Source organism: Flagellimonas sp. L-11 (assembly GCF_056857735.1).
On sequence record NZ_JBSXNR010000043.1, the window covers coordinates 40,813 to 66,475 of the forward strand.

Consider the following 25,663-nt stretch of genomic DNA (forward strand, 5'->3'; position numbering starts at 1 on the left):
TGACGATTTCGTCAGGGTTTTTTGTTTAGTCGAAGTTTCCGGTTTAAGCCGCATTCAATTGCTGCATCTCCATCTCTTTGAGCTTGCGCAAAGCTTCGGATTTTGAATTCACGTTAAGCTTTACATAAATGTTCTGAATGTGGAAGTTGACTGCGCTGGGAGTAACAAAAAGCTTGTCAGCAATCATTTTATAGGTAAACCCCTGGGTAAGGAGTTCAATGATTTGGTTTTCCTTTTTCGAGAACACCTCAAAAGACTTTGTTTGGAAAGAACCGATGATTTTTTTGGCTACATCCAGTTCCAAAGCAATGCCGTGTTGGTTAAGCGTGTCCAAAGCATTGAACAATCTGTCTTTGGTCATTGGTTTGATCAGGTAGCCGTTAGCTCCATTTTTAAAGGCTTCTTTAATGAGTTTGAAGTCGTTTTTTTGGCTCATAACCAATACCTTTAGGTCTTTGTTTTTACGATAAAAGTACTCAAGACCGTCAATGCCCGAAATTCCATTGAGCATAGCTTCGCAGATAATAATATCTGGATGTGAGCGTCCAAAATTGGACAACAAGCCTTGAACCGAACTGAAAGTGCCGAGAAGTTCGTAAGCTTCGTTTTCCTCAAAATACTGATTGTAAATGCCGCCGATAGCATCATCATTGTCGATAATGGCAATTTTTAATGGTTTTTTTTCCATGATAAGAAAGATTTGGGGGATTAATACTTTTACATAATTGTATTGTAGGTTAAGTTTTAGGACATAATGTTGTCCTGCTTCACATTATTGAAGTTGGGATAAACAAATGGAAAACCATTGCTTTGCGCTTTGGAGCAAAAACAATCACAGATCCATTTAAAAGTTTACTTCAATAATGGGTGTAATCCCTAAAAAGGGATTGACTGCTATAATTTGTGTTTAGTTGAGGTGTTGCCTCATCAAAAAAAGTAAGGTAAAAAGAGGTTTTGGGACGCCTTTTTTTCGAGTGTTGTAGTTCTTGTTCATGACATAATAGATTTGGGATTGTATTATTTCAAGGGTTAAATTAGAATTTTTTAACAATTGAAAGTGATTTTTGTAGTTATTTTCGTTCAAATGCACTTCTGAAAGATTCGGTTTGCTTGAAATTAAGAAGGGTAGGAGCTATCTTTTAAACTCTAAATAATTGTATTTCAGATTTTTTGCATAAAAAAATAGGATGCCGTCCCATCAGCATCCTATTCTTGGTGTAAATCGGTCAGATTGAAATAATACAACCCGCTTTCTATGATAGTCTGTCAGTTTCCCCCTGTCTTTCTTATCATTGCCATGAGTGTTTCTAAGTTCGGCTATGAAACAACATCATAAGACACTTTTCAGGTTTTTTTGACCGATTCAATAAGTAGTTTATTCTTCGTCTTGGAATGAGGTACCTACATATTCGTAGGCCTCATTGTTCATAACAGTCTCTAGTTCCTCATCGTTCTTAGCAACATCGTTGTATTGATCCTGCTTCTTTGAACGTCCATAAGCAACAGTATATTGTGATATGGTGTTGTTGAATCCTCTGTTGGATACTACAAACCCTAATTTTTTCTCTGGGCTCAATTGAATGGCATACTCATCGCTATTGCTGTTGATGTGCGCACCTAAGTTTACAGCTGTGGTAAGCGTGTTCTTGACCACTTGCGAAGCATAAAGGTCCAATCCGCCATATCCACCTCTTCCTTCGGAGGCAAAGAACAATAAGGTTTCGTTGTATATGCTAGGGTAAAGCTCGTCTTCTTTGGTGTTTACCTTTGGTCCAAGATTTTTAGATACACCAAGGCTCCCATCTGCAGCGATATCGGCTACATAAATGTCGTATTTTCCAAAAGTTCCCTTCATGTTGGATGCAAAGAACAAGCGAGATCCATCGGCAGTAACTGTTGGGTGTTTGGCCGAATAATATTTTGGACATACATCCAATTTCGTAATATTGGTCCATTCGCCATTTACTTTCTCGGCACGGTAAACATGGTACACCAATTCTTTTTTGGAGAACACACCATAAAGGGGCTTTTCGTAAACACCCTTACTAAAGTATGCCGTTTTTCCGTCTTCGGTAATGGACATGTTTGGTTCGTATCCATCAATAGAGGAAACACTACCATTCATAGTGTCGTTGATTATTTTTTCATTAGCCTGTGCAAAAGTAGGTTGACTGGCTAGTATTGTTCCTGAAACAAGTAGACTGTAAATAATAGATCGTGTCATGATGTATAGATTTGGGGGTTAATACATTACAAAGGTCAAAAACAATTGGAGCGAATACTTATCAATTTTTCACAGGTTTTTACTTTTAACGACGAAAAAGTGTATTTCAACGAATATTTTTTCGACGTTTAACACATCTAAATCATTTAAAATGCGTTTGAACGTTCTTTTGTGTGTTTTAACGGGCTGATTTAATTATAGAAATAAAGGTCAATTTTGTCAGCATAAAGGTTTTGTATATGTATTTTGATGGTATCCACGATATTTTTTGCATTTTAAATCATACAAATTGAATTAACTTCGCTTTTTTTGATAAATACCTTCTATTATTTGGAAGCTATTTTCATAAACTTTTTAAAGTAACCCCAAACCTAGATAGTACCTCCATTGAATATTACCATTGAAAATATCATCTTAATCGGTTCTGTACTCTTACTGATCAGTATTTTGGCTGGTAAAACGAGTTATCGTTTTGGTGTACCCACCCTTTTGTTGTTTTTGACCATAGGGATGCTTGCGGGGTCGGACGGTATAGGTGGTATTTATTTTGACAACCCAAGAATTACACAGTTTATCGGCGTGGTCTCCCTAAACTTCATTCTTTTCTCAGGAGGCCTGGACACAAACTGGCAATCGGTAAAACCCGTACTTCGAGAAGGAATTGCACTTTCAACCGTAGGTGTATTGCTCACGGCGGTGGGTCTGGGGTATTTTGTTTATTTGATTACCGACTTTGGCCTTTATGAAAGTTTGTTGTTAGGTGCCATTGTATCATCTACCGATGCCGCTGCGGTTTTTTCCATTTTAAGGGGTAAGAATCTGGCTTTAAAAAAGAACTTAAGGCCCACCCTGGAACTTGAGAGTGGAAGTAACGACCCCATGGCCTATGTACTTACCATTGCTTTTTTGACGCTTGTACAGTTCCCCGAGAAAAATATTGTATCTGTTTTGCCCATGTTTTTCCTTCAAATGATATTGGGTGGAGCGGCAGGATTCCTATTTGGGAAACTCAGTAAAATTATAATAAACAAGATTAGGTTGGATTTTGAGGGACTTTACCCCGTGCTTACCATAGCCCTAATGTTCATTACCTTTTCCGCAACGGATTTTATAGGAGGCAATGGTTTCTTGGCCATTTATATATGTTCGGTTTACTTGGGCAATCAAAATTTAATTCACAAGAAAACCATTATGCGAATGTTTGATGGCTTGGCTTGGTTAATGCAAATTGTACTTTTCCTAACATTGGGGTTATTGGTATTTCCCACTCAAATTGTTCCTTATATGGGAATAGGTTTGTTAATCTCTTTGTTCCTGATTTTTGTCGCCCGTCCGTTGGCGGTTTTTATCTCCCTTATGCCATTTAGGATGAAGCTGAGGCGAAGGTTTTATATTTCCTGGGTAGGTTTGCGTGGAGCAGTACCCATTGTATTTGCCACCTACCCACTTTTGGCGGGTATTGAAAAGGCCAACATTATATTCAATATTGTGTTTTTTGTCTCTTTGACCTCGGTACTGATTCAAGGTAGTACGTTGTCCATTGTGGCAAAATGGTTGCATGTTGGGCTGCCCGAAAGTGCCAAGCCCCTTTCACCAACGGACGAACTGTTGTCCGAGCACCCCAAAGCCATCATGAAGGAAATTACGATTGGGGAATCGTGTCCGGCCATGGGGGAGAAAATCGTAAACCTGAACTTTCCCAAAAAAGCGATCATTGCAATGATAGTGCGTGATGGCAATTACATTACCCCAAATGGGTTAACAGAGATAAAGGCAAATGATAAATTGGTGGTACTTACGGACAAACCAGAGATCTTGGAGAAAGTTTACGCATCACTCGCATTGTCCAAATCTGAAGCTTTGGATGGCATCGAGGATTGATTTTTTTCTTTGCACTGCATAGCATTTATAGTTTTTATTTTGAAGATTTATTAATTGTATTAAATTTGCAGCTTCAAAAAATGAGCAAGTCCTCAGTTACATATCATTTTGTATTGCCAGTGGCGACTCCGCCCTAAAGCATCTCCCTTATTGGACATCATCGTCCAAAGCATTTTCAGTATAATATTTTTTACCTCATACGGTTTTGACCGTTTGGTCTTGACCATCATCCACGATTATTATGAAACAATATTTAAAACTATTTGATTTTTCACAGAAAGTAAACTATAAGACCGAGGTGCTTTCAGGGCTTACCGTTGCCATAGCATTGGTTCCCGAAGCTGTGGCTTTTGCCTTAATTGCGGGCTTGTCCCCCTTGGTCGGGCTGTACGCCGCTTTTGTCATGGGATTGGTGACCTCTATTTTTGGTGGTAGGCCAGGGATGATCTCTGGGGCAACAGGTGCCGTTGCAGTAGTCATTGTTGCTTTGGCAAGTAGTCACGGAGTAGAATATGTGTTTGCCACAGTGGTATTGGCGGGTATCCTTCAAGTCCTTGCTGGGACTTTGAGGCTGGGTACGTTAATGCGATTGGTGCCATTACCTGTGGTATATGGTTTCGTAAATGGTCTGGCCATCATCATCTTTATGTCCCAATTGGATCAGTTCAAGGGTCCCTCAGGTAATTGGCTCACAGGCAATGCACTGTACATTATTTTGGGACTTGTGGTTTTGACTATGCTGATCATCTGGGGGCTGCCCAAGATCACGAAGGCATTCCCGGCATCCTTGGCCGCTATTTTGGTGGTTTTTGGTATTGTGGTCGCTTTTGGTATAGATACCAAGACGGTTGGGGACATTGCATCCATAAAAGGTGGATTTCCCCCGTTCCATATCCCTGAAATTCCCTTCACATTGGAAACCTTGACGCTTATTTTTCCCTATGCGGCCATTGTGGCCGGTGTTGGTTTGATAGAAAGCTTGCTGACCTTGGAACTTATCGACGAGATTACCGAGACCAGGGGGCGTACCAACAAAGAGGCCGCTGCACAAGGGGTGGCGAATATCGTTTCTGGACTGTTCTCTGGAATGGGCGGATGTGCCATGTTGGGACAAAGTTTGATCAACATATCCAACGGGGCGCGTGCTCGACTATCCGGAATTATTGCTTCAGTAGCACTGCTTATCTTTATCATGTTCGGCGCACCCTTGATAGAAAAATTGCCCATGGCCGCCTTGACCGGGCTAATGATAATGGTGGCCATCGGAACGTTTGAGTGGGTAAGCTTTAAAGTGCTCGATAAATACCCCAAATCGGATATCATCGTCATGGTCATCGTGATACTTGTAACGGTATTTTTGCACAACTTGGCCCTTGCCGTTTTAATCGGGGTCGTGATATCTGCTTTGGTCTATGCCTGGGGCAACGCCAAACGCATCCGTGCCAGAAAACGAATCGACGAAAAGGGCATCAAGCATTACGAAATTTATGGCCCCCTGTTCTTTGGTTCCATTAAAATGTTCAATGAAAAGTTCGACGTGCTCAACGACCCCAAGGAAATCATCATCGACTTTAGGGAAAGCCGTATTGTGGATATGTCTGCAATCGAGGCGGTGAACAAGCTTACCGAACGGTACCACAAAGTGGACAAAAAGGTATATATTACCAATCTATCGAGCGCGAGTCATAAGCTGTTGATCAAGGCAGACAAGATGATCAATGTCAATGTCTTGGAATAACCAGCGGGTGGCTGTCTCAAACGATAAGAGTGTGAAAGATGCAGCCCTTTGGGAGGCCGAACGTCGCTAAAGAAAGCTGAAATTGGTACTGGGCAAGGTCAACAAAACGGATTTTGGCATTTGACGTATATGCAGGTGGCCCATTCCCGAAGGCCGCCTTATGATTCGCCCTGAGAGTGTACTCTGCGTAAAGTGCGCTATATGAGCTTACCCGATTTTTGTTCCATTTTTCACTTCCCTTTCCGGTTGGATCAGCGTTACCTCCCCATTTCCGCCAACACCTCCTAAAACAAGACACTCGCTCATTATGTTGGCAATTTGTTTAGGGGGAAAGTTGACCACGGCCACTACTTGTTTTCCTGAAAGTTCGTCAGGGGTGTATAGCTTTGTGACCTGCGCAGAGGTTTTTCTTTTGCCGATGTCGCCAAAATCGATGATCATTTTATAGGCAGGATTTCTCGCTTCCTGAAAAATTTCAGCTTCAATAATGGTTCCTATTCGCATCTCTACCTTTGTAAAGTCACTCCAAGATAGATCGTAGGGTATTTTCTTGCCCATTTTCAAATAATTTATCCCAAAAGTAAAAAACAGGACCAACGGGGTATTATAAATCAGAATAATTATTGTGAGGAATATGGGAACGGTGCAGCCAAACCAAAATCACACAGCAAACAAAAGTAATCCATGCGAGAAGGAACAATGTGCCTCCATCGTTTTGGACAACTACCCCTAATTTGGTAAAATGCAAAAAAATGGCACCGCCCATTATAAAAATACCCAACAACGCGCCCAGCCAAGTGGTTTTAGGGACAAAAATAAGAATGGCCACTATAAGTTCCAATATGCCCAAGCCTATTCGTCCCCAAGGCTCTAGTCCCAATGTTTTAAAAATATAAACGGATTCGGGGGCTGCGGAAAACTTATAAAATAAGGTCTGTAATAAGATAACTGCAGGGATAATTCTCAAAATTGTAGTTGCTATGGACTTAATTGTCATAATATTATTGATTGGTTTATTTGGTGAATTGGTCGTTGTTTTATCGTTTAAATAACCTTTATCTAAGAAGTATGGGGAAATGAGGGGCAACTTTTAAACGCAGGAATTAGAAATACTTTCTTTTAAAAAGTTAATTTTATCGGCATGAAATATTTGTTCAGAGCCTCAATATTGCCCGTATTTTTTTTGATGTCCTGCTCGCAGGAAGTATGGTTGACAGGCACTTTAAACATGACGGATGGAGCCGATTGGAAGCCGATGGTATATTTGGTGCAACCTGAAAAATTTAATGAAATCGGGCAAAGCTTTACAGCCCAAATCTTGGATTCGGCCAAAGTAAATGGCAAAGGCCAATTTCAATTTGTGAATTCGCCGGGATTTCAAGAGCCAGTATTGCTTAAAGTCGTGGTCCAAAGAAAGAATGAAAAGTTTCCCAATAGGTTGATTAACCAAAACCCTGAAACAGATAATTATTTTCCATTGGTTTACGAACCCAATGCTAAAATTAAAATAGATGCAGCTATGGCTAGTTTTCAAAGTTCTTTTTCCTTGGAGCAGCCGTCTCAGGCAAATAAAGCCATGCTGCAATTAAGGGACCAGCGAATGGCCGCTTTTAAAAAGTATTTAAAAGGGAAAGCAAGCGAACAAAATTTTGATGACAATTTATTGGAGCGCGAAAAAAATCTCCGTTCTTATCAAGAAGAGTTAATCCATTTTTCGGATTCCACTGAAGAATTATTACCAGCTTTGATGGCCTTGCGGTGGGCAAGTCCCGAAGGGGATTATGAACGCATTGCTGAATCTGTTTATGCACAGGCCCAAAAATGGAATGCCATATTCCCTGAACATGATTGGGTAAGGGAACTTGTTTCCGTGACCGATAAGGGAGAGCTTCCCATTTTGATCGGAGATACAATGCCCGAGTTACAATTCCCTATGAAGAATGGGGAAGATGTTTCATTGCAAGAACTAATCAATGGTAAGAAATTAATTCTGCTGGATGTTTGGGCATCTTGGTGTGCTCCATGCAGGGTGGAGAACCGAGATATTTTGGTGCCCCTTTGGGAAAGATATAACTCCCAAAATTTTCAGATTGTTGCTTATGCTTTGGAAAGCAGCAAAAAAGCATGGGAAAATGCCATTGAGAAGGACGGAGCCCACCGATGGTTGCATGCTTCTCATTTGGAGGGCGATCAAAATCCTTTTATGGATGCATTGCGTTTAAAAACGATTCCGGCTAATTTTCTACTGGATGAAGAGGGCAGGGTACTGGCAAAAAACCTTCATGGGAAGGATTTGATTGATTTTGTGGACGATTATATGGAGAAGAATTAAACTATCAATCTTTTAGATTGACTTTTTTTAAAATAAAAAACCCCGATAATTATCGGGGCTCTTCTATAATTAAATCTAGAATTTATTAGTTGCCACCATCGGTAGAACCATCATCAGTATTTTCACCTTCGGTAGCTTCAGGATCCACTTCCAATACAAAATCTTGAGTGGTAATGTTGGCAGCATCAACCTGTACATCCAATGTGTCGCTTGCCAAATAACCATCAAGCTCAGCTACTACTTTGTACATACCGGCCTTAAGTCCAAGGATGGCATAGTTGCCATCTACATCGGTAAAGGAGGTTGTATTCAAGGTATCTGCAGCAATTACAGAGATTTGGGCGCCTTCCAAGGCAACTGACGCTTCTTCTTCAACGGTACTTACATTACCAGAAAGTGTACCCGAGGTAGAAAGGTTACTTGCTTTGATCACTGGGGTAAAATTGAATCCGTTGATTCCTGCTGGCGTGCTAATGTCACCTTTGGCAACAAAGGATTGACTTACATCAAAATCCAACAACAAATCGGAAGAAAGGCCACCGGCAACCGTGATGGCTGGGTCAACAAAAACCTTTATTCCAGAGGCATCACCACTAGGAACTTTTAAATCGTAAACGGTTCCATCGGTCAAAACCACATTTACTCCCTTTACATAAATACGAATTAGGTCGTACGACCCTGTGGGAACATCTATCTCCGCCAATTTTTCTGTTAATCCATTGGTAAGTTCCAAAAGGTTTACTTCAATTTCTTCTTCCATTAGTGTAATGAAAGGAGAACCATCGTCGTCATCGGCATCATCATCATCAGAGTTGTCATCATCATCAGAGTTGTCATCTGAGTTATCGTCGGAACTATTGTCTGAATCATCTTCAGAATCATCGTTCATATCATCGGAATCGTCTTCATCGCCGTCCACTAGGCGAGCTTCAACTTTATAAACGGTTACATTGGCCTCGGCCATTAGTTCATAGGGAAAAGGAGCATCCGTTAATTGTACCGATAATGTACCGGTACTTTCAGCATTTCCTGATCCTTGACCTTCACCATCTGAGCAGCCCATTATAATCAGGGCCAGCGTCATTAGTAAACTAAAAATTAACTTTGTTCTCATAGTATGGGGTTTTTAAATTTTTCAGGGCATAACTATCCCTGTTCTGATTTTATATGTATAAAACAACCAAAGGTTAAAAAACCCTACTTTTTAATGAAAAAAAAATTTTTTTATCGATAAAAGGCACTTAAAAACCTTATGAGAAATGCTTTATTCTGCAACATTAATTTTTGTAGATAAAGTTGGGAGCTTGTTGATATTGAAAGGTGGTATCGGTCAAAATTTCCATTTCCTTTGTTTCCCAATTCATCAAACCAATATGAAACTGTTGTTCATCATCAAAAAGTTCCATGGCCAGCCATTTACCATCTGGGCTCCAATCATGCCATCCTTCGTTCTCGCTATTTTCTGTCAATTTCCATGTTTTATTGCCATCTAAGCTCACGGCATATAAACTGTACTTTCCGTTCTGTTTGCTTTGATAAGAGATGAAGTTTTCTGTAGGGTGTAATTTTGGGGCTCCCGCTCTGTAATCAAACTTCCCTGCAGTGGTGTCCTTTTGGGGGTAATGGGTCAATTGTTTAAGGTTTTGGCCGTCTTCATCTATAATATATAGTTCCTCATCAAAACCATCAATATGTTTTTCCACAGCTTTGCCGCCCCTAAACACTATTTGCTTTCCATCATTAACGAACAAAGGGTCTGCGGCAAAAGGTAAACCGGTATCCAACCGATTGATGATTTTCCCATTTCTGTCAAGAATATAAAATGTGGATTCGGTAATCAGTTTTGGCTTTACAATGAGTTCATCTCCATCTTTTCTAGAGCTCATCCAGCTATCGGCCAATTCCAAATCGCTGACTTTCTTTGGATTTTCTCCTTTAAAGTTGCTTTTGTACAAAAAATAGCAACGCTTGCAGGCACCTCTGTCAGAAATAAAATACAAAGTGTCCTCGTAAGAATAATAGGTCCACTCTACATTATAAAGGTCTGTGATGTTTTTTTTGTTGGAACCATCAAGATTCATAGAGTAAACCTCGTAATTATCAATATCAACATCCCTTAAAACATTGTAAACCAGCCCCAATTCTTGTGGGGAAGTGTCCTTTTTTGAATTACAGGACAGCAGTAACACTAGAATTCCGAGAATAGTAACTCCTTTACCCATGATGAAATTAGTTTGTTTAAAGTTTTTAGGGGTTGAATTTACTAAACTCTTAGAATTTTTAAAATGATGTTTGACCTTATGCTCTAGCGCTACTGTAGTATTTCTTTTTTAACCAGAATGAAACCTTTACCAATAAAATGAGTGCAGGCACCTCTACCAATGGACCGATTACCCCAGCAAAGGCCTGTCCGGAATTTAAACCAAATACGGCAATGGCAACCGCAATGGCCAATTCAAAATTGTTTCCCGCAGCTGTGAACGCCACTGAAGCCGTTTTGTCGTATTCGGCACCCATTGCTTTGGTGGTGAAAAATCCGATAATGAACATCAAGGCAAAATAAATCAATAACGGCACGGCTATGATCAAAACATCCATAGGAATTTCAACGATCAATTCACCTTTTAACGAAAACATGATTACAATGGTTAACAAGAGGGCAATCAATGTAATAGGAGAAATAACAGGGATAAACTTTTCCGTATACCAAGCTTCGCCTTTTAGCCTCACCAGAATTTGTCGACTCAAAATTCCCATTATAAATGGAATTCCAAGATAAATGGCCACGCTCTCGGCAATGGTTCCGATGGAGATGTCGACGATAGCCCCATCAAACCCAAAATAGGGTGGGAGTACGGTGATGAAAATCCAAGCGTAAAAGCTATAGGCAAATACTTGAAAAACACTGTTCAACGCCACCAATCCTGCGCCATATTCGCTGCTGCCTTCGGCCAATTCGTTCCAGACCAGCACCATAGCGATGCACCGAGCCAAACCAATTAAAATAAGTCCGACCATGTACTCTGGATAATCCCGTAAAAAGATAATGGCCAAAGCAAACATTAAAATAGGGCCTACAATCCAATTCAAAATGAGTGAAATGGACAAGATTTTGGTGTTTTTGAATACCTTGGGCAGCAAGGAGTATTTCACCTTCGCCAAAGGCGGGTACATCATTAAAATTAATCCAATGGCAATGGGAATATTTGTTGTTCCACTGCTGAAGGAGTTGACAAAATCGGGAAAACTTGGAAAAAAGTAACCGATTCCAACCCCAAATATCATCGCCACAAAAATCCAAAGGGTCAGGTTTCTATCTAAAAAGCTCAATTTTTTGGTTGCCATTACTTTTTTATTTGGGAAAAGACATAAAACATTTCGGTAGCGATTTGTTTGCTTCGCTCGCTGTACTTTTCAGCTTGTTGGGATGTGCCGTCAAACGCTTTGGGGTCTTCGTAAGTGATTGGAATCCGTTTTTCGGCTCCGGGCACAAACGGACACCCTTCGTCAGCCTGAGAGCAGGTCATTATGGCTGCAAAATCCGATTTCGGGTTGAAATCATCATCCATTCTTTTGGAAAAACCTATCACGGGATGTTCATTCTCCGAAAACTTGATGCTGTACACGGGGTCCTTTCCTTCGGAAAGTGTCTTTACCTCAAAACCAGTGTTTGCCAAGGTAGACGCCACCATTGGGAATAGGGCGGTAGCTTCTGTTCCTCCAGAGTAGCAGGTAACGTTTTCTATTCCAAATTGATGCGCCATGGTCTGTGCCCAGATTTGGGACAAATGGCTCCGCCGGGAATTGTGCGTACAGATAAAATTGATGTGTATGGATTTTCCGTCATCTACCTTTTGCTGGATGTAACCAACAAGCGACGATAAGGTTTGTTTTCGCTCTACTGTGATGGATTGTGTATCCAAATTGGAGACAAAATCGGTCAATACTTTAAAAAGTGCCATATTGTTTTGGGTGTTATAAATTTATAGAAGCTCCCCTCTCAAGTCTCCCCAAGAGGAGAAGTTTCCCTCCTTTGGAGAGCCTGTCCCGAACCTGTTTCGGGAGATTAAGGGAGTACTTGATACCGGATACGACAAAGAATTTTCTTTCTTTAAACCTATGGACCTCAAGTCCAGAGTGTTTTAGTGGGATTAGCAGCATCCGCCCTCTGGGGTGCAGCATTCGGAAGTTTGTAATTCGGACAATTTTACTTTGGGCTTTTCGTCCGGCACACCACATTTGTCCTTGGCCAAGCAATCGGTTTGTTTGGTGGTCAATAAAAAGTTGGTTCCGTCAAAATCAAGAGAAAACTTCTCAATCGTCCGTCCTTGGTACTCCACTTCCACCTCTAAATCGCCAATATCCAAGGTTTTTTCGGATAGGTCAATAATGTTCGCCAATTTTTCAGGATGAAGTCTATGGTCGTAATCGTTGGCATTCCAAAGTTGAAAATTCACTACTTCTTCATTGCGGACCGTACCACCACAATCAATAAAATGTTTTGTTATTTTACCCACTTCGGTAACATGAAAATGATTGGGGACCAATTCGCCGTTAGGTAATTGAAAGGCTATGACATCCAATTGTTGCAAGGCTGATTTTACTTCTTCTAACTTCATGATTATATATATTTATTGTAATATTACGATTAATAGATTCAAATTTTTTTAACAACACTCTTTTGGGGCAAGGTCTTGGTTCAAGAAATCGGACATTACCGTTTTCATCTTTTCCCAATTATCAGTATCAATACAATAACAAACGCTGGTGCCTTCAACGTTGCCTTTGATCAACCCCAACTGTTTCAGTTCTTTTAAATGTTGTGAAATGGTAGGCTGGGCCAAACCAATTTCCTCTACTAAATCCCCACAAACACAGGCGTTCAGTTTAAACAAGTACTGCAATATGGCGACACGGGCAGGGTGGCCAAAAGCTTTGGCGTACAGTGCAATTTGGTTCTGCTTATCGGTGAATATTTCAGTCTTGGTTAACCCCATTCTTTAATAAAATGTTCATTGCAATATTACGATTAATAGCTGAAGAGCCAAAAAAAATTGAAATTTATTTCATAATGGTTTAAAAAAAGTAATGAATTCGCTGTTATTCTTATTAAATTGCGATATGCATATCTGTATATAACGATAACAATTTGTCTCTGACCGAAAAAATATATCTGGATTATAATGCAACTACTCCCACGGCCACGGAGGTAGTGGAGGCCATGCTACCTTATTTCACCCAGGATTTTGGTAATGCAAGTAGCGACCATTCCTTTGGGTGGTGTGCCGATGATGCGGTAGAGACTGCGCGCAACCAAGTGGCAAAACTTGTGAGCTGTAGACCTACAGAGATAACTTTTACTTCGGGCGCAACGGAAGCCGCGAACTTGACCTTGTTTGGGTTTTGCAAGCGGAACAGGGGTAGAGGCAATCATATTATTACATGTAAAACAGAGCACAAAGCCGTACTCGAATGTATGGAAGCGTTGGAAGCCGATAGATTTGAGGTCACCTACCTAGATGTGGACAACAATGGAAATATTGATTTGAACGAGTTGGAAGATTCCATAAAGTCGTCTACAATTTTAGTATGCATCATGTTGGCCAACAACGAAACAGGCCTGATTCACCCTATAAAATCCATTGCGGAGATAGCACATGCAAAGCAGATACCGGTACTATCGGACATTACACAGGCTGTTGGTAAAATCCCCGTTAATCTTCAGGATTTAGGAATTGATTTGGCCATTTTTTCGTCTCACAAGCTATATGGTCCTAAAGGGGTCGGAGCACTTTATCTGAACAAAAACAACAAAATATCAATTGCGAAACATCTTTTCGGAGGAAATCACGAAAAAGGAATTCGACCAGGAACTTTGAACGTACCTGGAATAGTCGGTTTTGGAAAAGCTTGCGCCTTTGCCCAACAAAGCCTTGAAGAAAATCACCAAAAGCAATTAAACTTGCGAAACCAATTGGAGCAAGAGCTTTTGACTATCGAGGGCGTAACAATTAATTGCAATGTAGGGGAACGGTTGCCCAATACAACCAACGTTTCTTTTTCAAATATGGATGGTTCTAAATTGCTGCGGTATCTCAATAAGTTGGCTGTATCTCGAGGTTCTGCCTGTAATGCAAACCTTGTGAAACCATCGCACGTGCTAAAAGCTATGGGATACGATGATGCAACTGCTTTGGCGAGCTTACGTATCAGTACAGGGAGTAACACAACTTCTGAAGATATTGAGAAAGCTGTGTCAGAAATCAAAAAAGCCGTCAACCAGCTAAAAACGGTCACGTTATGAGGGAACTGGACATTATCATATCACGCTATTCATCCTTGAAATCACAGCACATTCCCTGCGTATTGGCCACTGTGGTTCATGTTGATGGTTCATCGTACCGTAGACCGGGCGCACGAATGTTGGTAGACGAATACGGGAATATCACCGGGGCCATCAGCGGTGGCTGTTTGGAGGGCGATGCACTCAGAAAGGCACTTTACGCCCTGGATAGACAAGAAAACAAATTGGTCACCTACGATACCAGCGATGAAGATGATGCGGTAATCGGGGCACAATTAGGTTGCAACGGGATCATTCAAGTGCTTTTTGAGCCCATTGATTATACCGATCAGCACAATCCCTGTGAACTTTTACGCAATGTCATTGAAAAGGAAGTTCCCGTAGCAATTTCGGTTGTTTTTGATTTGGACAAAAGCCAGAAACAACTAGGAACCATTTCAGTTGCTGACATAAAAGATGCAGTTGCGGGCAAGCCAATCCCTGACGATTTACAAAAAGCTTTGCTTTTAAAAAGCAAAGAGGTCATAAATAAGGGAAATTCCTGTTTTGGAGTGCTAGAGATTAATGGTAAAAAGTATTATATATTTATTCAGATGCACCTGCCACCGGTAAACTTGGTTTTGGTGGGAGCAGGCAATGATGCGCAAATTTTAGCACAACAAGCAGAGTTGTTGGGTTGGAACGTTGTTGTGACGGATGGTCGCCCCACCCATGCCAACAAAGATCGTTTTGTGGGCGCGTGCCAAGTGATTGTTACCAAGCCCGAAGAAACACTGGCAAGCATCAAAATAGACCAGCGTACTTGCTTTGTGTTGATGAGCCACAATTACAATTATGATTTGTCCGTACTTAAACTGTTATTGGGACAGTCGGAGATACCCTATATCGGTATACTGGGGCCGTTAAAAAAATACAATCGTATGCTCAACGAGCTGGCGGACGAAGGTGTTGAAGTTTCCAAAGCGGATTTAAGCAAAATCCATGCTCCCGTGGGACTGGAAATTGGTGCAGAGACACCAGCAGAAATTGGGTTGTCCATTCTTGCGGAGATTCAAAGTGTATTGAAGAACAAAACCCCCCGACCCTTAAAGCAAAAAAACGAACCCATTCACAATAAGGAACAAAACAAATTTCAAAAAATATCCATTTGAGCGCAGAAGGAAACATAGCGGTAGTTGTTTTGGCAGCTGGAGGCTCGTTAAGATTGGGTCGACCCAAACAGTTGGTGGAATTCAAAGGAAAGACCCTCTTGGAACAGACCATGGATAAAGTGGATATGTTGGGATTTCAGACTAAAATATTGGTGCTGGGTGCAAATCAAGAGCGCATTCAAGAAAAGATAAAGTTCGATGGTTTTAAAGTAGCTATCAACAAAGATTGGGAGCAGGGAATGGCATCAAGTATAAAAGTGGGGTTGGAAGCTTCGCTTTCCAAGGAAAATGAACTCGACCACGTACTATTTTTGGTGTCCGACCAGCCCTTTTTGGAGCAAACCAATCTCATTAAATTGGTACATACCCAATTGACCAAAAATCCAAAAGCAACGTATTCCAAATATGGAGACAACATTGGAGTGCCTGCTATTTTTGGTAAGACTACTTTTCCATTGTTGTTGAGTTTAAAAGGAGACGAAGGCGCCAAAAAGTTAATTCACATGGACAATTTTGATTTTTGCACCGAAACATTCCAAAAGGGTGGGTTTGATGTGGACACCGAAGAAGATGTACAGCAATTAAAGAAGATGCAAGCATGAAAGTGATGGTAAAATATTTTGGTTTGGTGGCGGAAGCGGCAGACAAGTCCGAAGAAGTTTTGGAGCTCAATGGAGCGCTCACGGCTTCGGAATTAAAAGCACAATGTCTGAATGGACTAGCCATTGCGGACAAAGATTCCGTACAGATTGCGGTAAATCAAAATTTGGATAATAAAATAATCATAAAAGATGGGGACGAAGTGGCCCTGTTGCCACCGTTCGCAGGAGGATGAGCAGATACGATAGACAAATAAAACTCAAGGAAGTAGGGCCAGATGGTCAGGAAAAGCTTCACAATGCCAAGGTGCTGATTGTTGGTGTTGGAGGTTTGGGCTGTCCCGCTGCGATGTATTTAACTGGAGCAGGAGTAGGCAAAATCGGTCTGATGGATCACGACAAAGTCGATATGTCCAATTTACACAGGCAAGTGTTGTTCCTTGAATCGGATGTGGGGAGGCCCAAAGCAGTGGTGGCCAAAGAACGTTTGGAAAAGCAAAACAGCGAGTTAGAGTTTGAAGTATACAAGGAGCCGTTGACGATTGCGAACGCCGAGGACATCATCAAGCAATACGATGTTGTCTTGGACGGCACGGACAATTTTGAAACCAAGTATCTTATCAACGATGCTTGCATACTGGCCGATAAACCTTGGGTGTTTGCCTCCATTTACAAAAATGAGGGGCAGCTATCAGTATTCAATTACAAAAACGGTCCAACTTACCGATGTGTATTCCCCAAAAGCACCCGACAGAACATCAGTTGTGAGGCTACGGGAGTATTAGGTGTGTTACCAGGCATTTTGGGCACTCTTCAGGCCGCAGAAGCACTCAAAATAATTCTTGGGGTGGGTGAGGTGCTGTCATGCAAGCTAAAGTTGATCAATATGATGCGGGGCAGCGAGCAGACCATCAAAATAAACAAGCGCCCCGAAGAAATAGAAAAAATAAGGAAAGAAGGGATATCCCCTGTTTATATTGATTGCGATTTAAAAAATGCAGAACACTGGTATCTTGATGTGCGCGAAGTATTCGAGCAGCCCAAACCAAAAGGTAAAAAAGTGTTGAACATCCCTTTGAGTGATTTAATATCGCGACACAATGAAATACCGAACAATCAGGACGTATTTGTGTTCTGCCAGTCAGGAAAACGCAGCAAAAACGCCATAGAAATCCTTAAAAATGAATTTGGCTTTCACAATTTGAAAAATGTGGAAGGCGGCATAGAAACCATAATTGATGGATAAGAAGAAACCAAAAAAAGTATTTGTACAAGGAGCGATTCCTCCCGAAAAAATAGCCAATTCGGTGGCCAACCACCAAAGTAAGACCAATATTGGTGCCCACAGCATTTTCTTGGGACAAATCAGAGCTGACGAAGTGGATGGAAAAACAGTCGCTGCTATCGATTATACCGCTTATGAAGAAATGGCGGAGAAAGTCTTTCACGAAATACGTGAAGCAGCTTTTGCCAAATTTGATATTACGTGTGCCCATATTTATCATAGTTTGGGTAAAGTAAATGTGGGAGAGTTATGCCTGTTTGTGTTCACCTCGTCGGCTCACCGAAAAATTGCGATAGACGCCACCAACTTTTTTGTGGAAGAAATCAAGGCGAAAGTGCCCGTATTCGGCAAAGAGATTTTTGAGGACGAAACCCATCAATGGAAAGTAAACAAGTAAATGGTAGATATCACACATAAAATAACCACTTTGCGGGAAGCCACCGCAGAGGCTATCGTAAAAACGAGCAGTCAGGCTACGATAGATGCGATACAAAACAACGAAGTTCCCAAAGGGAATGTGTTTGAAATGGCCAAGGCAGCTGGGTTGTTGGGTGTTAAGAAAACGCCAGACCTTTTGCCCGATTGTCATCCGTTGCCCATTGAATACACGGGCATCGATTATGAAATTGATGGTTTGGACATCATTATTTCGACGACGGTGAAGACCATTTACAAAACTGGGGTAGAGGTAGAGGCGATGCACGGAGCCAGTGTTGTGGCCCTGACGATGTACGATATGCTCAAACCGATTGATAAAAGCGTTGAAATCGGTACTATTCGCCTCAAATCAAAAAAGGGAGGAAAATCCTCATATAAATTAAATTCAGAAGGACTGACTGCGGATGTAGTCGTTTGTTCCGATACCATTTCCAAAGGAAAAGGCGAGGACAGGGCAGGCGAGGCCATTGTGGAAAAACTGAAAGTATTGGGGGTGGCATCGCAAAAAAGCATAATACCCGATGACGCTGGGGAAATCATCAAAAAAGTGGAGAACACTACTGCGGACTTGCTGATTTTTACGGGAGGTACGGGTGTGGGGCCGCGAGATGTCACCCCACAGACCTTGGAACCTATGTTGGACATCAAACTAAAAGGAGTAGAAGAACAAATGCGAAGCTACGGGCAAAATCGAATGCCTTATGCGATGTTCTCGCGTTCCATTGCGGGCATCAAAAACGGTAAACTGATATTGGCGTTGCCGGGTTCCACCAAAGGAGCAGCAGAATCCATGGATGCGATTTTCCCCCACGTGCTGCATGCATTTAAAGTGATAGAAGGAAAAAGACATGATTGAAAAGAAACCACAAATAATAGACAATTTCGGTAGGCCACATACCTACCTCCGCATTTCGTTGACGGACCGATGCAATCTTCGATGCTTTTACTGCATGCCCGAAGAAGGTATTGAGTTGATGGAAAAGCCTAGTATAATGACCTTGGAGGAAATCATTAAAATGACTCGTACATTCCGGGATTTGGGGGTGGATACGGTGCGTTTAACAGGTGGCGAACCTTTGGTTCGGAAAAATTTTGGCTATTTGGTCGAAGAGTTGGCCAAACTGGGCGTTACCTTAAAATTGACCACCAACGGCATCGTGCTTGACAAATACCTAGAACTCTTCCAGAAAATTGGGCTGCGTAAAATCAACTTTAGTTTGGATACGCTGGACAAGGCCAAATCCGTCTTTATCACCAAGCGGGATTATTACGAGCGCATCATGCGGAACCTGAACATGGCGTTGGACATGGATATGGACCTCAAAATCAATATTGTTCTGATCAAAGGGGTGAACGACAATGAAATCAATGACTTTATTGCCCTGACCAGGGATAAAAAGATTACGCCCAAGTTCATTGAGTTTATGCCTTTTAAGGGCAATAAATGGGACTGGAGCAAGGGAGTTTCCAAGGAAGAAATCTTAAAGACTGTTGGCGATAAATTCGGTGAAATAGAAACCCTTGACAATCCAAAGCACAGCACTTCTACCAACTTTAGGGTGAAGGGTCACAAGGGCAGTTTTGGCATTGTGAGCACGATTACCAATCCCTTTTGTGATGAGTGCAACCGTATTCGGCTGACGGCAGATGGGAAAATGAAAAATTGTCTCTTCGCGAATTCAGAAACGGATTTGTTAACGCCATTTCGTAATGGGGAAAAGATTGAAAACACCATTTTGCAGGCCATTAAATCCAAAAAATATTCTCGTGACGGTATGGACGTGAAAATGGATGCCGAACACTACGAGCAAAACCGTTCCATGATTTCAATAGGAGGCTAATGGTTACAATTGAAGAAGCACTTCGCATTGTTGAAGACCAAAACATCAGTTTAAAAAGTGAAACAAAGCCACTTGAAAATTCGCTAGGCTATGCCCTTGCAACAAATACAGTTTCCCCTTTTGATGTGCCCGAGTTTGATAATTCCGCAATGGATGGTTATGCCTTGTGTGGCCTTTATCAGGAGTATCAATTGGTTGGGGAGGTAGCTGCAGGTGATTCCAAAGAAATATTGATGAAGGATGGTAAAGCGGTTCGCATTTTTACGGGGGCGAAGGTGCCCCAAAACACTACTGCTGTGATGATGCAGGAGAAAACGACGGTAAAAGCGAGTACGCTTTTCTTGGATGAAATGCCCAAGTCTGGACAGAACATCCGAAAAAAAGGTGGTCAGTTGACCGAAGGGCAAGCGGTATTTGAAAAAGGCCACGTTTTAAACCCACCTTCGTTGGCTTTGATGGGGAGTTTGGGACTGGAGAGCTTGGACGTTTTTTCCAAACCTCGGGTGAACATCATCACAACTGGAAATGAATTGGTGAAACCCGGTAAATCCAAAACTGAGGGGCAGATATATGAATCCAACAGCTACGCAATTGCTGGAGCGCTGGAGCAATTTGGCTTCAAACATCATCAAAAAACACAGATACAAGATGATTTTGAGGCCACTAAAACAGGCATCAAGACCGCATTGGAGTCTTGCGATGTGCTGATTATCTCTGGAGGAATATCAGTGGGCGACTATGACTTTGTGAAACAATCTCTCGAAGAAAACGGGGTTAACGAATTGTTTTACAAGGTATTTCAAAAACCTGGCAAACCTTTATATTTTGGACGAAAGGACAATCAATTTGTGTTTGCACTGCCAGGTAATCCCGCATCCTCATTGACCTGTTTTTATGTGTATGTACTTCCATTGCTCCAAAAATTCTCGGGTTATGAAACCACAGGTTTGCCCACCTATCAGTTTCCTATAAAACATGCTTACGAAAACCGTTTTGGACGTCCTTCCTTTTTAAAAGCAGCCGTTATTGATGGAAAAGTAGAGATTCTCGATGGACAGGGGTCTTCTATGATTCAATCTATGGCCAAGGGTAATGCCCTCGCTTTTATAGATGATGGCGAGGTTTTGAAAGAAGGGGATTTGATCAAGTGTAAGCTAATTTCTTGATGGATGAGCGTTGACTATTTGCCCATTGTCTTTTTTTTGATTGCATTGTTTTATAGTTCGGTCGGATTTGGGGGAGGGTCGAGTTATTTGGCCATTTTAAGCCTTTTCTTGACGGATTTTTACGAAATCCGCTCTACTGCGCTCATTTTGAATATTTGCGTGGTTACCATCGGAACCCTAGTTTTTATCCGGAATCGGGTTTTTGATATGAAGTTATTTTGGCCGTTTTTGGTAATGAGTATTCCGTTTGCCTATCTGGGGGCACAAATTCGATTATCACAAACGGTGTTTTTTATGGTGCTGGGCGGAGCCTTGATAATGGCGGGTATTTTTATGCTGCTTCGATTTGCGAAGAAAAAGCTGGACTCTAGAAAATTTTCCGATCCCAAAAAAATGGTGCTTGGTGGTGGAATTGGTTTGCTTTCGGGAATTTCTGGGATAGGTGGAGGTATCTTCTTATCTCCAGTGTTAAATCTTTTAAAGTGGGAAAACCCAAGAGTTGTGGCCTCTTTGGCCTCCGTTTTTATCTTGGTCAATTCCATTTCGGGCTTGATCGGCCTCAATGTGGCAGGTACCTTCAAACTGAACAATGGATTAATGCTGCAGCTTATCGTCGCTGTTGTGATCGGGGGAAGTATCGGTTCTTATTTGTCCAATAAAAAGTTTAACCTCAAATTTTTGGGAGTGCTCACCAGTATTTTGGTTCTTTATGTAGGATTCCGGTTGATTTTATTGCACGGTTTTGGGATAAAAATTTAAATCAACCCCAACATTTCTTCGGTATGCTGTTGAACAGTAGCTGTAATTTTATCATTCATTTTAAGGAAGGTGGAAAGGACTTTCTTGCCCGTTTCCGTTAATTCAGCGCCGCCACCTTTTGTGCCGCCTTTATGGAGTTCTACATAAGGTTGTTGCCCTCTTAAATTCATATCCTCTACCATGGACCATGCTTTGCGGTAGGACATCCCCATTTCCTTGGCTGCTTTGGATAGGGAACCATTCTTGTCGATCATCATTAAAAGTTGTGCTCGCCCAGGGCCAAAAAACTTTTTCCCGTCAATATCTATCCAGCATCGTATTTTGAGATCTTTTGGTGTTCCCATCTTTTAAAATTAGTGGTTTTTGCCTCAAAATGTGGGCTTCTTCCGTAAAGCTACTAAATAATACAGCTTTATTGAAATGTGTAGGAGCCTCTGGAAACCTGCGTTACCCTAAAATATCCGTAAGCAAAATTAGCTGGGTCATTCTGGTTGATACAATTCCCTTTGATGGGTGCGGGCACAGTTCCAAATGGGTCGCCCGAGCCATAATATTGTTCTATAAGCAAGCGGATGTAGTTGTAATATTGTTCCGAAATTCCATAAAGATCAACAAAAACGGTATCCCCGGGCTCAAAAGGTTGTTCGTTGTTGTCCTCATCATCGTCTTTTTCGTAAAAGTCGTGCTGTTCGTTGCCGTTGGTAAATTCATCAGACTGGTCTTCTAAATCGGGAAACGGGTCGCCTTCTTCTTGATATCTGATCAAATAAAAGTTTTCTTCTTCCTCGGGGTCGTCAAAATAGAGGTTTAGTTCCAGAAACTCATCATCAAAACCACCTTCGGTAGATTGGGTTAGGGCTTTAATGTCACTAACGGGATATAAAGTCTCCGTGGCCAAATAGGTTTCATCGTCATAAATGATCTCTAGCTGATACTGATGGTACAAAACTGGAATAAAATTAGAGGTCGTATACAGGCCATTTCCTTGTCCTTCAAACAGAAATTCATCTCCAGAATCCAAATCGGTCACGTTTACCTGGGCTCCATCAACGGCGGTATCGGAATCCAAATCAAAATAAGGGGTAGAGGTGTTCAACTTGATCGACTGTACATTTCCATAGGTGCCTTTTTCCCAATCCAATGAAGCTTCGACCACTAATCGTGTTTCTGCTGTTGGAACATCAACCTCTACTACATCGGTACAAGAAGTAACTGCTAACAATGTTGTGATTATGAGTGATATATAATTTTTCATTGCATTAAAATTTGAAGTTATAGGAAATCGCTGGCATTATTCCGAAAATGGCGGTACGGGTTGCTTCATTTTCACCTGTTTGCCAATTTTGTCCAAAGGTGATGGATGCAGCATTTCTGCGGTTGTAGGCGTTGTAAATACCAAAAATCCATTCGCCTTTCCATTTTTTATCGGGTTTTCTGTTGGGTGTGTAAATGGCTGATACATCCAATCGGTGATAGGCAGGTAATCTATCTGCATTTCTGTTGGAATAGCTTGCTATGGATAGGTCTTCGTATTCATATTGTCCGTTGGGGTAGGTAACGGGGCGCCCTGTTTGGAACACAAAATTGGAACTCAACTTCCACTTTTCATTGAATTTATAGGTTGCGGTCAAAGAAATATCGTGGGTACGGTCATATGGGGCGTTGTACCAATTCCCGTCGTTGATGCCCAATCCTCCTGCACGGCCGCCCAGTGTGCGCTGTTCAGATTTGGATAAGGTATAACCCAGCCATCCTGTTAATTTGCCCGTGTTTTTTCGTAACAACAGTTCCATTCCGTAGGAACGGGCTTCACCGTTAAGGATTTCAGTTTCAATGGTATTGTTTCCAATGAGGTTGGAGCCATCAATATAATCAATACGGTTGTCAATGCTTTTGTAATACGTTTCTACTTCCAGACTGTACTTTTGGTCGTTAAAAGTCCTGTAGTAGCCCATGGAGTATTGGTTGGACAGTTGCGGTTTGATGAAAGAGCCGCTAGGTGTCCAGACATCCAAAGGAGTTACCGCGGTTGTATTGGACAATAGATGGAGGTATTGCGCAGATCGGGTGTAACCAGCTTTTACGGATGAAATATCGTTAAGTTGATAGGAGAGTGCCAAACGGGGTTCGAGCTGTGCATAGGTTTTAATGCTCTCGTTTTTACCGTAAGATGTTTCCCCGACCACTTCGCCAGCTTCGTAAATGCCGAGTTCCTCATTGTAGACCACGGGCAGGTCGTTTGCGTATTGATTGATGCTTTGACCGCCCAGCCTTGAAAAATGACTGAGTCGCAGGCCGTATTGTACGGTAAGTTTGTCGGTAACTTCGTTTTCGGCACCAATGTACGCGGCAGATTCCAATGCCTTTTTTTGATCTAACTTTAAATAGTTGATGGATGAAGTCTCGTTGGAGGGTGTTACCTCGCCAGGATTTAGGTCGTACAGAATACTGCTTATTCCAAAGTTGAGCTTGAATTTGTCGTTTACGTAATAGTTGAGTCCGTATTTTAGGTTGTAATTTTCGATATCGGCGACCCAATCCAGGCCAATAAAATCCAAAACGATCCTATAATCATATTGGCTATAGATCAGGGAGAGGTTGGCAAAGAGCCGATCATTGAAAATATGGTTCCATCTAAGGTTTCCAGTTGCGTTCCCGTAGTTGTTCGTTATCAGGTTGGCCAAAATAAATTCATCTCGCCCAAAGTATCCCGAAAGATAGATTCTGTTGTTTTGATTGATTTCGTAATTGGCTTTAAGGTTAAGATCGTAAAAGGCTAGTTTATCATCTTTCAGATCATCAATGAACTTCATGAACAAATGCGCATAAGATGTTCTTCCTGCAACTAGAACGGAACCTTTGTTGTTAAAAATTGGCGTTTCTGCCGTTAACCTGCTCGAAACGATGCCGATACCACCGCTAAGGGCAAAGTTTTTACTGTTCCCGTCTTTTTGGCGTACATCCAGCACAGAGGAAACCCTACCACCAAATTCGGCAGGGATATCACCTTTGTACAATTTTACATCTTTGATGGCATCCGCATTGAACACCGAGAAAAAACCAAAAAAGTGAGAGGTATTGTAGATGATGGCCTCATCCAACAGCACCAAATTTTGGTCCGCAGCTCCGCCCCGAACATGAAAACCTGTACTGCCTTCGCCGTTATTGGACACGCCGGGAAGCATTTGTATGGATTTGATCACATCCACCTCGCCCAATACGGCAGGTATTTCCTTAATGGTCTGGGTTTTTAGTTGGGCTACGCCCATTTGGGGTGTTTTGAGGTTTATTTTTTCGGTATCGTCAGCCGACACAACAATCTCATCCAAGGCAGTTGCATTTTGGGAGAGTTCCAAATCTAAAGTTTGGTCACTATTTAATGTGATTTCTTGCGTGGTTCCCTCAAAGCCAATATAAGTAATGGACAGAGTGTAGGTGCCTGCTGGAGCGGTGAGCGAGTAAAATCCGTATTCGTTGGTTATGGTCCCGTATTCCGTGCCCTGCAAATAAACGGAGGCTCCAATAAGGGTTTCTCCATTCTCGTTGTCTTTTACGGTGCCGCGGATGGTATATTTTTCCTGTGCCATAACCGTAAAACCAAGCGAGAGGAGTAAGTAGGTTAGTATTTTCTTTTTCATAGTTGATTGATGACTAATGATTTTAAATCTATTTTAGGATAATTAGATTAATTTGTTGGCAAAGAAAACATGGAACTGGTAAAAATGATGGTCTTTTTGCCATTTTGGAGTGAATTACGGGCAAAATGGAGTGAAACGTCAAACGACGGAACATAATTTTAGGTTAAATTTTCAACCGATGCCATTTGTTCCTTTTCATATAGGCCAAGTTCAATAAAAAAAATAGAGAAACCGTTCAATAGAACGTTTGATTAATACCATGGGGGTAAAAAAAAGGATAGTACAGCTAAAACATTAAAATGTGGCA

At 41.6% G+C, this 25,663-nt stretch carries 27 protein-coding genes; 14 read left to right on the plus strand and 13 right to left on the minus strand.

Annotated elements, in window-relative coordinates:
• Window positions 1-43: 43 nt before the first annotated feature.
• Together AC13CC_RS06825 and AC13CC_RS06830 are read right to left on the minus strand one after the other, a co-directional pair.
• Window positions 44-688, minus strand: coding sequence for a response regulator transcription factor (locus tag AC13CC_RS06825; RefSeq protein ID WP_326279400.1), 645 nt, complete (start codon window positions 686-688; stop codon window positions 44-46).
• Between the two features lie 687 nt (window positions 689-1,375).
• Window positions 1,376-2,224: a TolB-like translocation protein gene (locus tag AC13CC_RS06830; RefSeq protein WP_326279402.1), complete on the minus strand. Its 849-nt coding sequence runs from the start codon at window positions 2,222-2,224 to the stop codon at window positions 1,376-1,378.
• Window positions 2,225-2,611: 387 nt separating this feature from the next.
• Here AC13CC_RS06830 and AC13CC_RS06835 point away from each other — a divergent pair, with 387 nt between their 5' ends.
• The 3 genes from AC13CC_RS06835 (at window position 2,612) to AC13CC_RS06845 (ending at window position 6,048) form a co-directional block, all read left to right on the plus strand.
• A complete protein-coding gene (locus AC13CC_RS06835) occupies window positions 2,612-4,105 on the plus strand; it encodes a potassium/proton antiporter (protein WP_326279404.1) in 1,494 nt (497 codons plus the stop codon).
• Between the two features lie 241 nt (window positions 4,106-4,346).
• Complete coding sequence (locus tag AC13CC_RS06840) at window positions 4,347-5,843, plus strand: SulP family inorganic anion transporter (RefSeq protein ID WP_326279405.1); 1,497 nt, start codon at window positions 4,347-4,349, stop codon at window positions 5,841-5,843.
• Between the two features lie 127 nt (window positions 5,844-5,970).
• Window positions 5,971-6,048, plus strand: a complete 78-nt coding sequence (locus AC13CC_RS06845) for a TraR/DksA C4-type zinc finger protein (RefSeq protein ID WP_428979751.1) — start codon at window positions 5,971-5,973, stop codon at window positions 6,046-6,048.
• A 2-nt stretch (window positions 6,049-6,050) separates the two neighbouring features.
• On the opposite strand, the gene AC13CC_RS06850 is transcribed toward AC13CC_RS06845, so the two are convergent.
• On the minus strand, window positions 6,051-6,401 hold the full coding sequence (locus AC13CC_RS06850) for a tRNA-binding protein (protein ID WP_326279406.1): 351 nt from the start codon (window positions 6,399-6,401) through the stop codon (window positions 6,051-6,053).
• Window positions 6,402-6,447: 46 nt separating this feature from the next.
• Window positions 6,448-6,840, minus strand: a complete 393-nt coding sequence (locus AC13CC_RS06855; RefSeq protein WP_326279408.1) for a DoxX family membrane protein — start codon at window positions 6,838-6,840, stop codon at window positions 6,448-6,450.
• Window positions 6,841-6,984: 144 nt separating this feature from the next.
• Between AC13CC_RS06855 and AC13CC_RS06860 the strand changes: the two genes are divergently transcribed.
• Window positions 6,985-8,175 (plus strand): TlpA family protein disulfide reductase, encoded by a 1,191-nt coding sequence (locus AC13CC_RS06860; RefSeq protein WP_326279409.1) that lies wholly within the window; start codon window positions 6,985-6,987, stop codon window positions 8,173-8,175.
• An 85-nt stretch (window positions 8,176-8,260) separates the two neighbouring features.
• On the opposite strand, the gene AC13CC_RS06865 is transcribed toward AC13CC_RS06860, so the two are convergent.
• From AC13CC_RS06865 to AC13CC_RS06890, 6 genes are all read right to left on the minus strand, one after another.
• Complete coding sequence (locus tag AC13CC_RS06865) at window positions 8,261-9,289, minus strand: DUF4382 domain-containing protein (RefSeq protein WP_326279411.1); 1,029 nt, start codon at window positions 9,287-9,289, stop codon at window positions 8,261-8,263.
• Between the two features lie 163 nt (window positions 9,290-9,452).
• The gene (locus tag AC13CC_RS06870) at window positions 9,453-10,397 is read right to left on the minus strand and encodes a TolB family protein (RefSeq protein ID WP_293163717.1); all 945 of its coding nucleotides are present in this window, start codon (window positions 10,395-10,397) and stop codon (window positions 9,453-9,455) included.
• A gap of 76 nt (window positions 10,398-10,473) precedes the next feature.
• The gene (arsB, locus tag AC13CC_RS06875) at window positions 10,474-11,520 is read right to left on the minus strand and encodes an ACR3 family arsenite efflux transporter (protein ID WP_326279414.1); all 1,047 of its coding nucleotides are present in this window, start codon (window positions 11,518-11,520) and stop codon (window positions 10,474-10,476) included.
• Window positions 11,520-12,137, minus strand: a complete 618-nt coding sequence (locus tag AC13CC_RS06880) for an arsenate-mycothiol transferase ArsC (protein ID WP_326279415.1) — start codon at window positions 12,135-12,137, stop codon at window positions 11,520-11,522. The genes arsB and AC13CC_RS06880 overlap by 1 nt, the downstream gene beginning before the upstream one ends.
• Window positions 12,138-12,326: 189 nt before the next feature.
• Window positions 12,327-12,794 (minus strand): DUF6428 family protein, encoded by a 468-nt coding sequence (locus AC13CC_RS06885; protein ID WP_326279416.1) that lies wholly within the window; start codon window positions 12,792-12,794, stop codon window positions 12,327-12,329.
• A gap of 48 nt (window positions 12,795-12,842) precedes the next feature.
• Entirely contained in the window at window positions 12,843-13,172 is a 330-nt protein-coding gene (locus tag AC13CC_RS06890; protein WP_326279418.1) for an ArsR/SmtB family transcription factor, read from the minus strand.
• A gap of 152 nt (window positions 13,173-13,324) precedes the next feature.
• Here AC13CC_RS06890 and AC13CC_RS06895 point away from each other — a divergent pair, with 152 nt between their 5' ends.
• Genes AC13CC_RS06895 through AC13CC_RS06940 form a run of 10 tightly spaced genes read left to right on the plus strand, consistent with a single transcriptional unit; the run spans window position 13,325 to window position 21,718 of the window.
• Complete coding sequence (locus AC13CC_RS06895; protein WP_326279419.1) at window positions 13,325-14,479, plus strand: cysteine desulfurase family protein; 1,155 nt, start codon at window positions 13,325-13,327, stop codon at window positions 14,477-14,479.
• A complete protein-coding gene (locus tag AC13CC_RS06900) occupies window positions 14,476-15,630 on the plus strand; it encodes an XdhC family protein (protein ID WP_326279421.1) in 1,155 nt (384 codons plus the stop codon). Before AC13CC_RS06895 ends, AC13CC_RS06900 begins: the two co-directional genes overlap by 4 nt.
• Window positions 15,627-16,232, plus strand: coding sequence for a nucleotidyltransferase family protein (locus tag AC13CC_RS06905; protein WP_326279423.1), 606 nt, complete (start codon window positions 15,627-15,629; stop codon window positions 16,230-16,232). Before AC13CC_RS06900 ends, AC13CC_RS06905 begins: the two co-directional genes overlap by 4 nt.
• On the plus strand, window positions 16,229-16,465 hold the full coding sequence (locus AC13CC_RS06910) for a MoaD/ThiS family protein (protein WP_326279425.1): 237 nt from the start codon (window positions 16,229-16,231) through the stop codon (window positions 16,463-16,465). The genes AC13CC_RS06905 and AC13CC_RS06910 overlap by 4 nt, the downstream gene beginning before the upstream one ends.
• Window positions 16,462-17,475, plus strand: a complete 1,014-nt coding sequence (locus AC13CC_RS06915) for a HesA/MoeB/ThiF family protein (protein WP_326279427.1) — start codon at window positions 16,462-16,464, stop codon at window positions 17,473-17,475. Before AC13CC_RS06910 ends, AC13CC_RS06915 begins: the two co-directional genes overlap by 4 nt.
• A complete protein-coding gene (locus AC13CC_RS06920; RefSeq protein WP_326279428.1) occupies window positions 17,468-17,911 on the plus strand; it encodes a molybdenum cofactor biosynthesis protein MoaE in 444 nt (147 codons plus the stop codon). The genes AC13CC_RS06915 and AC13CC_RS06920 overlap by 8 nt, the downstream gene beginning before the upstream one ends.
• A complete protein-coding gene (gene moaCB / locus AC13CC_RS06925) occupies window positions 17,912-18,808 on the plus strand; it encodes a bifunctional molybdenum cofactor biosynthesis protein MoaC/MoaB (RefSeq protein ID WP_326279430.1) in 897 nt (298 codons plus the stop codon). It begins immediately after the preceding gene.
• Window positions 18,801-19,793 (plus strand): GTP 3',8-cyclase MoaA, encoded by a 993-nt coding sequence (gene moaA / locus AC13CC_RS06930; RefSeq protein WP_326279432.1) that lies wholly within the window; start codon window positions 18,801-18,803, stop codon window positions 19,791-19,793. The genes moaCB and moaA overlap by 8 nt, the downstream gene beginning before the upstream one ends.
• A complete protein-coding gene (locus tag AC13CC_RS06935; protein ID WP_326279434.1) occupies window positions 19,793-20,959 on the plus strand; it encodes a molybdopterin molybdotransferase MoeA in 1,167 nt (388 codons plus the stop codon). Before moaA ends, AC13CC_RS06935 begins: the two co-directional genes overlap by 1 nt.
• Window positions 20,960-20,962: 3 nt before the next feature.
• Complete coding sequence (locus tag AC13CC_RS06940) at window positions 20,963-21,718, plus strand: sulfite exporter TauE/SafE family protein (protein ID WP_326279435.1); 756 nt, start codon at window positions 20,963-20,965, stop codon at window positions 21,716-21,718.
• Here the strand turns inward: AC13CC_RS06940 and AC13CC_RS06945 are convergent.
• The 3 genes from AC13CC_RS06945 to AC13CC_RS06955 all read right to left on the minus strand — a co-directional run bounded on the left by AC13CC_RS06945 (window position 21,715) and on the right by AC13CC_RS06955 (window position 25,356).
• Entirely contained in the window at window positions 21,715-22,062 is a 348-nt protein-coding gene (locus AC13CC_RS06945; protein WP_326279437.1) for a winged helix-turn-helix domain-containing protein, read from the minus strand. The two genes, AC13CC_RS06940 and AC13CC_RS06945, sit on opposite strands and share 4 nt — an antisense overlap.
• A gap of 68 nt (window positions 22,063-22,130) precedes the next feature.
• Window positions 22,131-22,973 carry a DUF4249 domain-containing protein gene (locus AC13CC_RS06950; RefSeq protein WP_326279439.1) on the minus strand — a complete coding sequence of 281 codons (843 nt, stop codon included), beginning with the start codon at window positions 22,971-22,973 and terminating at the stop codon, window positions 22,131-22,133.
• 4 nt (window positions 22,974-22,977) lie between these two features.
• Complete coding sequence (locus tag AC13CC_RS06955; RefSeq protein ID WP_326279440.1) at window positions 22,978-25,356, minus strand: TonB-dependent receptor; 2,379 nt, start codon at window positions 25,354-25,356, stop codon at window positions 22,978-22,980.
• Window positions 25,357-25,663: the final 307 nt, after the last annotated feature.

Excerpts from the sequence above, each read along its gene's own strand:
- AC13CC_RS06825 (WP_326279400.1), bottom strand. The coding sequence starts at position 688 with ATGGAAAAAAAACCATTAAAAATTGCCATTATCGACAATGATGATGCT.
- AC13CC_RS06830 (WP_326279402.1), bottom strand. The coding sequence starts at position 2,224 with ATGACACGATCTATTATTTACAGTCTACTTGTTTCAGGAACAATACTA.
- AC13CC_RS06840 (WP_326279405.1), top strand. The coding sequence starts at position 4,347 with ATGAAACAATATTTAAAACTATTTGATTTTTCACAGAAAGTAAACTAT.
- AC13CC_RS06850 (WP_326279406.1), bottom strand. The coding sequence starts at position 6,401 with ATGGGCAAGAAAATACCCTACGATCTATCTTGGAGTGACTTTACAAAG.
- AC13CC_RS06855 (WP_326279408.1), bottom strand. The coding sequence starts at position 6,840 with ATGACAATTAAGTCCATAGCAACTACAATTTTGAGAATTATCCCTGCA.
- AC13CC_RS06860 (WP_326279409.1), top strand. The coding sequence starts at position 6,985 with ATGAAATATTTGTTCAGAGCCTCAATATTGCCCGTATTTTTTTTGATG.
- AC13CC_RS06865 (WP_326279411.1), bottom strand. The coding sequence starts at position 9,289 with ATGAGAACAAAGTTAATTTTTAGTTTACTAATGACGCTGGCCCTGATT.
- AC13CC_RS06870 (WP_293163717.1), bottom strand. The coding sequence starts at position 10,397 with ATGGGTAAAGGAGTTACTATTCTCGGAATTCTAGTGTTACTGCTGTCC.
- arsB (WP_326279414.1), bottom strand. The coding sequence starts at position 11,520 with ATGGCAACCAAAAAATTGAGCTTTTTAGATAGAAACCTGACCCTTTGG.
- AC13CC_RS06880 (WP_326279415.1), bottom strand. The coding sequence starts at position 12,137 with ATGGCACTTTTTAAAGTATTGACCGATTTTGTCTCCAATTTGGATACA.
- AC13CC_RS06885 (WP_326279416.1), bottom strand. The coding sequence starts at position 12,794 with ATGAAGTTAGAAGAAGTAAAATCAGCCTTGCAACAATTGGATGTCATA.
- AC13CC_RS06890 (WP_326279418.1), bottom strand. The coding sequence starts at position 13,172 with ATGGGGTTAACCAAGACTGAAATATTCACCGATAAGCAGAACCAAATT.
- AC13CC_RS06900 (WP_326279421.1), top strand. The coding sequence starts at position 14,476 with ATGAGGGAACTGGACATTATCATATCACGCTATTCATCCTTGAAATCA.
- AC13CC_RS06910 (WP_326279425.1), top strand. The coding sequence starts at position 16,229 with ATGAAAGTGATGGTAAAATATTTTGGTTTGGTGGCGGAAGCGGCAGAC.
- AC13CC_RS06915 (WP_326279427.1), top strand. The coding sequence starts at position 16,462 with ATGAGCAGATACGATAGACAAATAAAACTCAAGGAAGTAGGGCCAGAT.
- AC13CC_RS06920 (WP_326279428.1), top strand. The coding sequence starts at position 17,468 with ATGGATAAGAAGAAACCAAAAAAAGTATTTGTACAAGGAGCGATTCCT.
- moaCB (WP_326279430.1), top strand. The coding sequence starts at position 17,912 with ATGGTAGATATCACACATAAAATAACCACTTTGCGGGAAGCCACCGCA.
- moaA (WP_326279432.1), top strand. The coding sequence starts at position 18,801 with ATGATTGAAAAGAAACCACAAATAATAGACAATTTCGGTAGGCCACAT.
- AC13CC_RS06935 (WP_326279434.1), top strand. The coding sequence starts at position 19,793 with ATGGTTACAATTGAAGAAGCACTTCGCATTGTTGAAGACCAAAACATC.
- AC13CC_RS06940 (WP_326279435.1), top strand. The coding sequence starts at position 20,963 with ATGAGCGTTGACTATTTGCCCATTGTCTTTTTTTTGATTGCATTGTTT.
- AC13CC_RS06945 (WP_326279437.1), bottom strand. The coding sequence starts at position 22,062 with ATGGGAACACCAAAAGATCTCAAAATACGATGCTGGATAGATATTGAC.
- AC13CC_RS06950 (WP_326279439.1), bottom strand. The coding sequence starts at position 22,973 with ATGAAAAATTATATATCACTCATAATCACAACATTGTTAGCAGTTACT.
- AC13CC_RS06955 (WP_326279440.1), bottom strand. The coding sequence starts at position 25,356 with ATGAAAAAGAAAATACTAACCTACTTACTCCTCTCGCTTGGTTTTACG.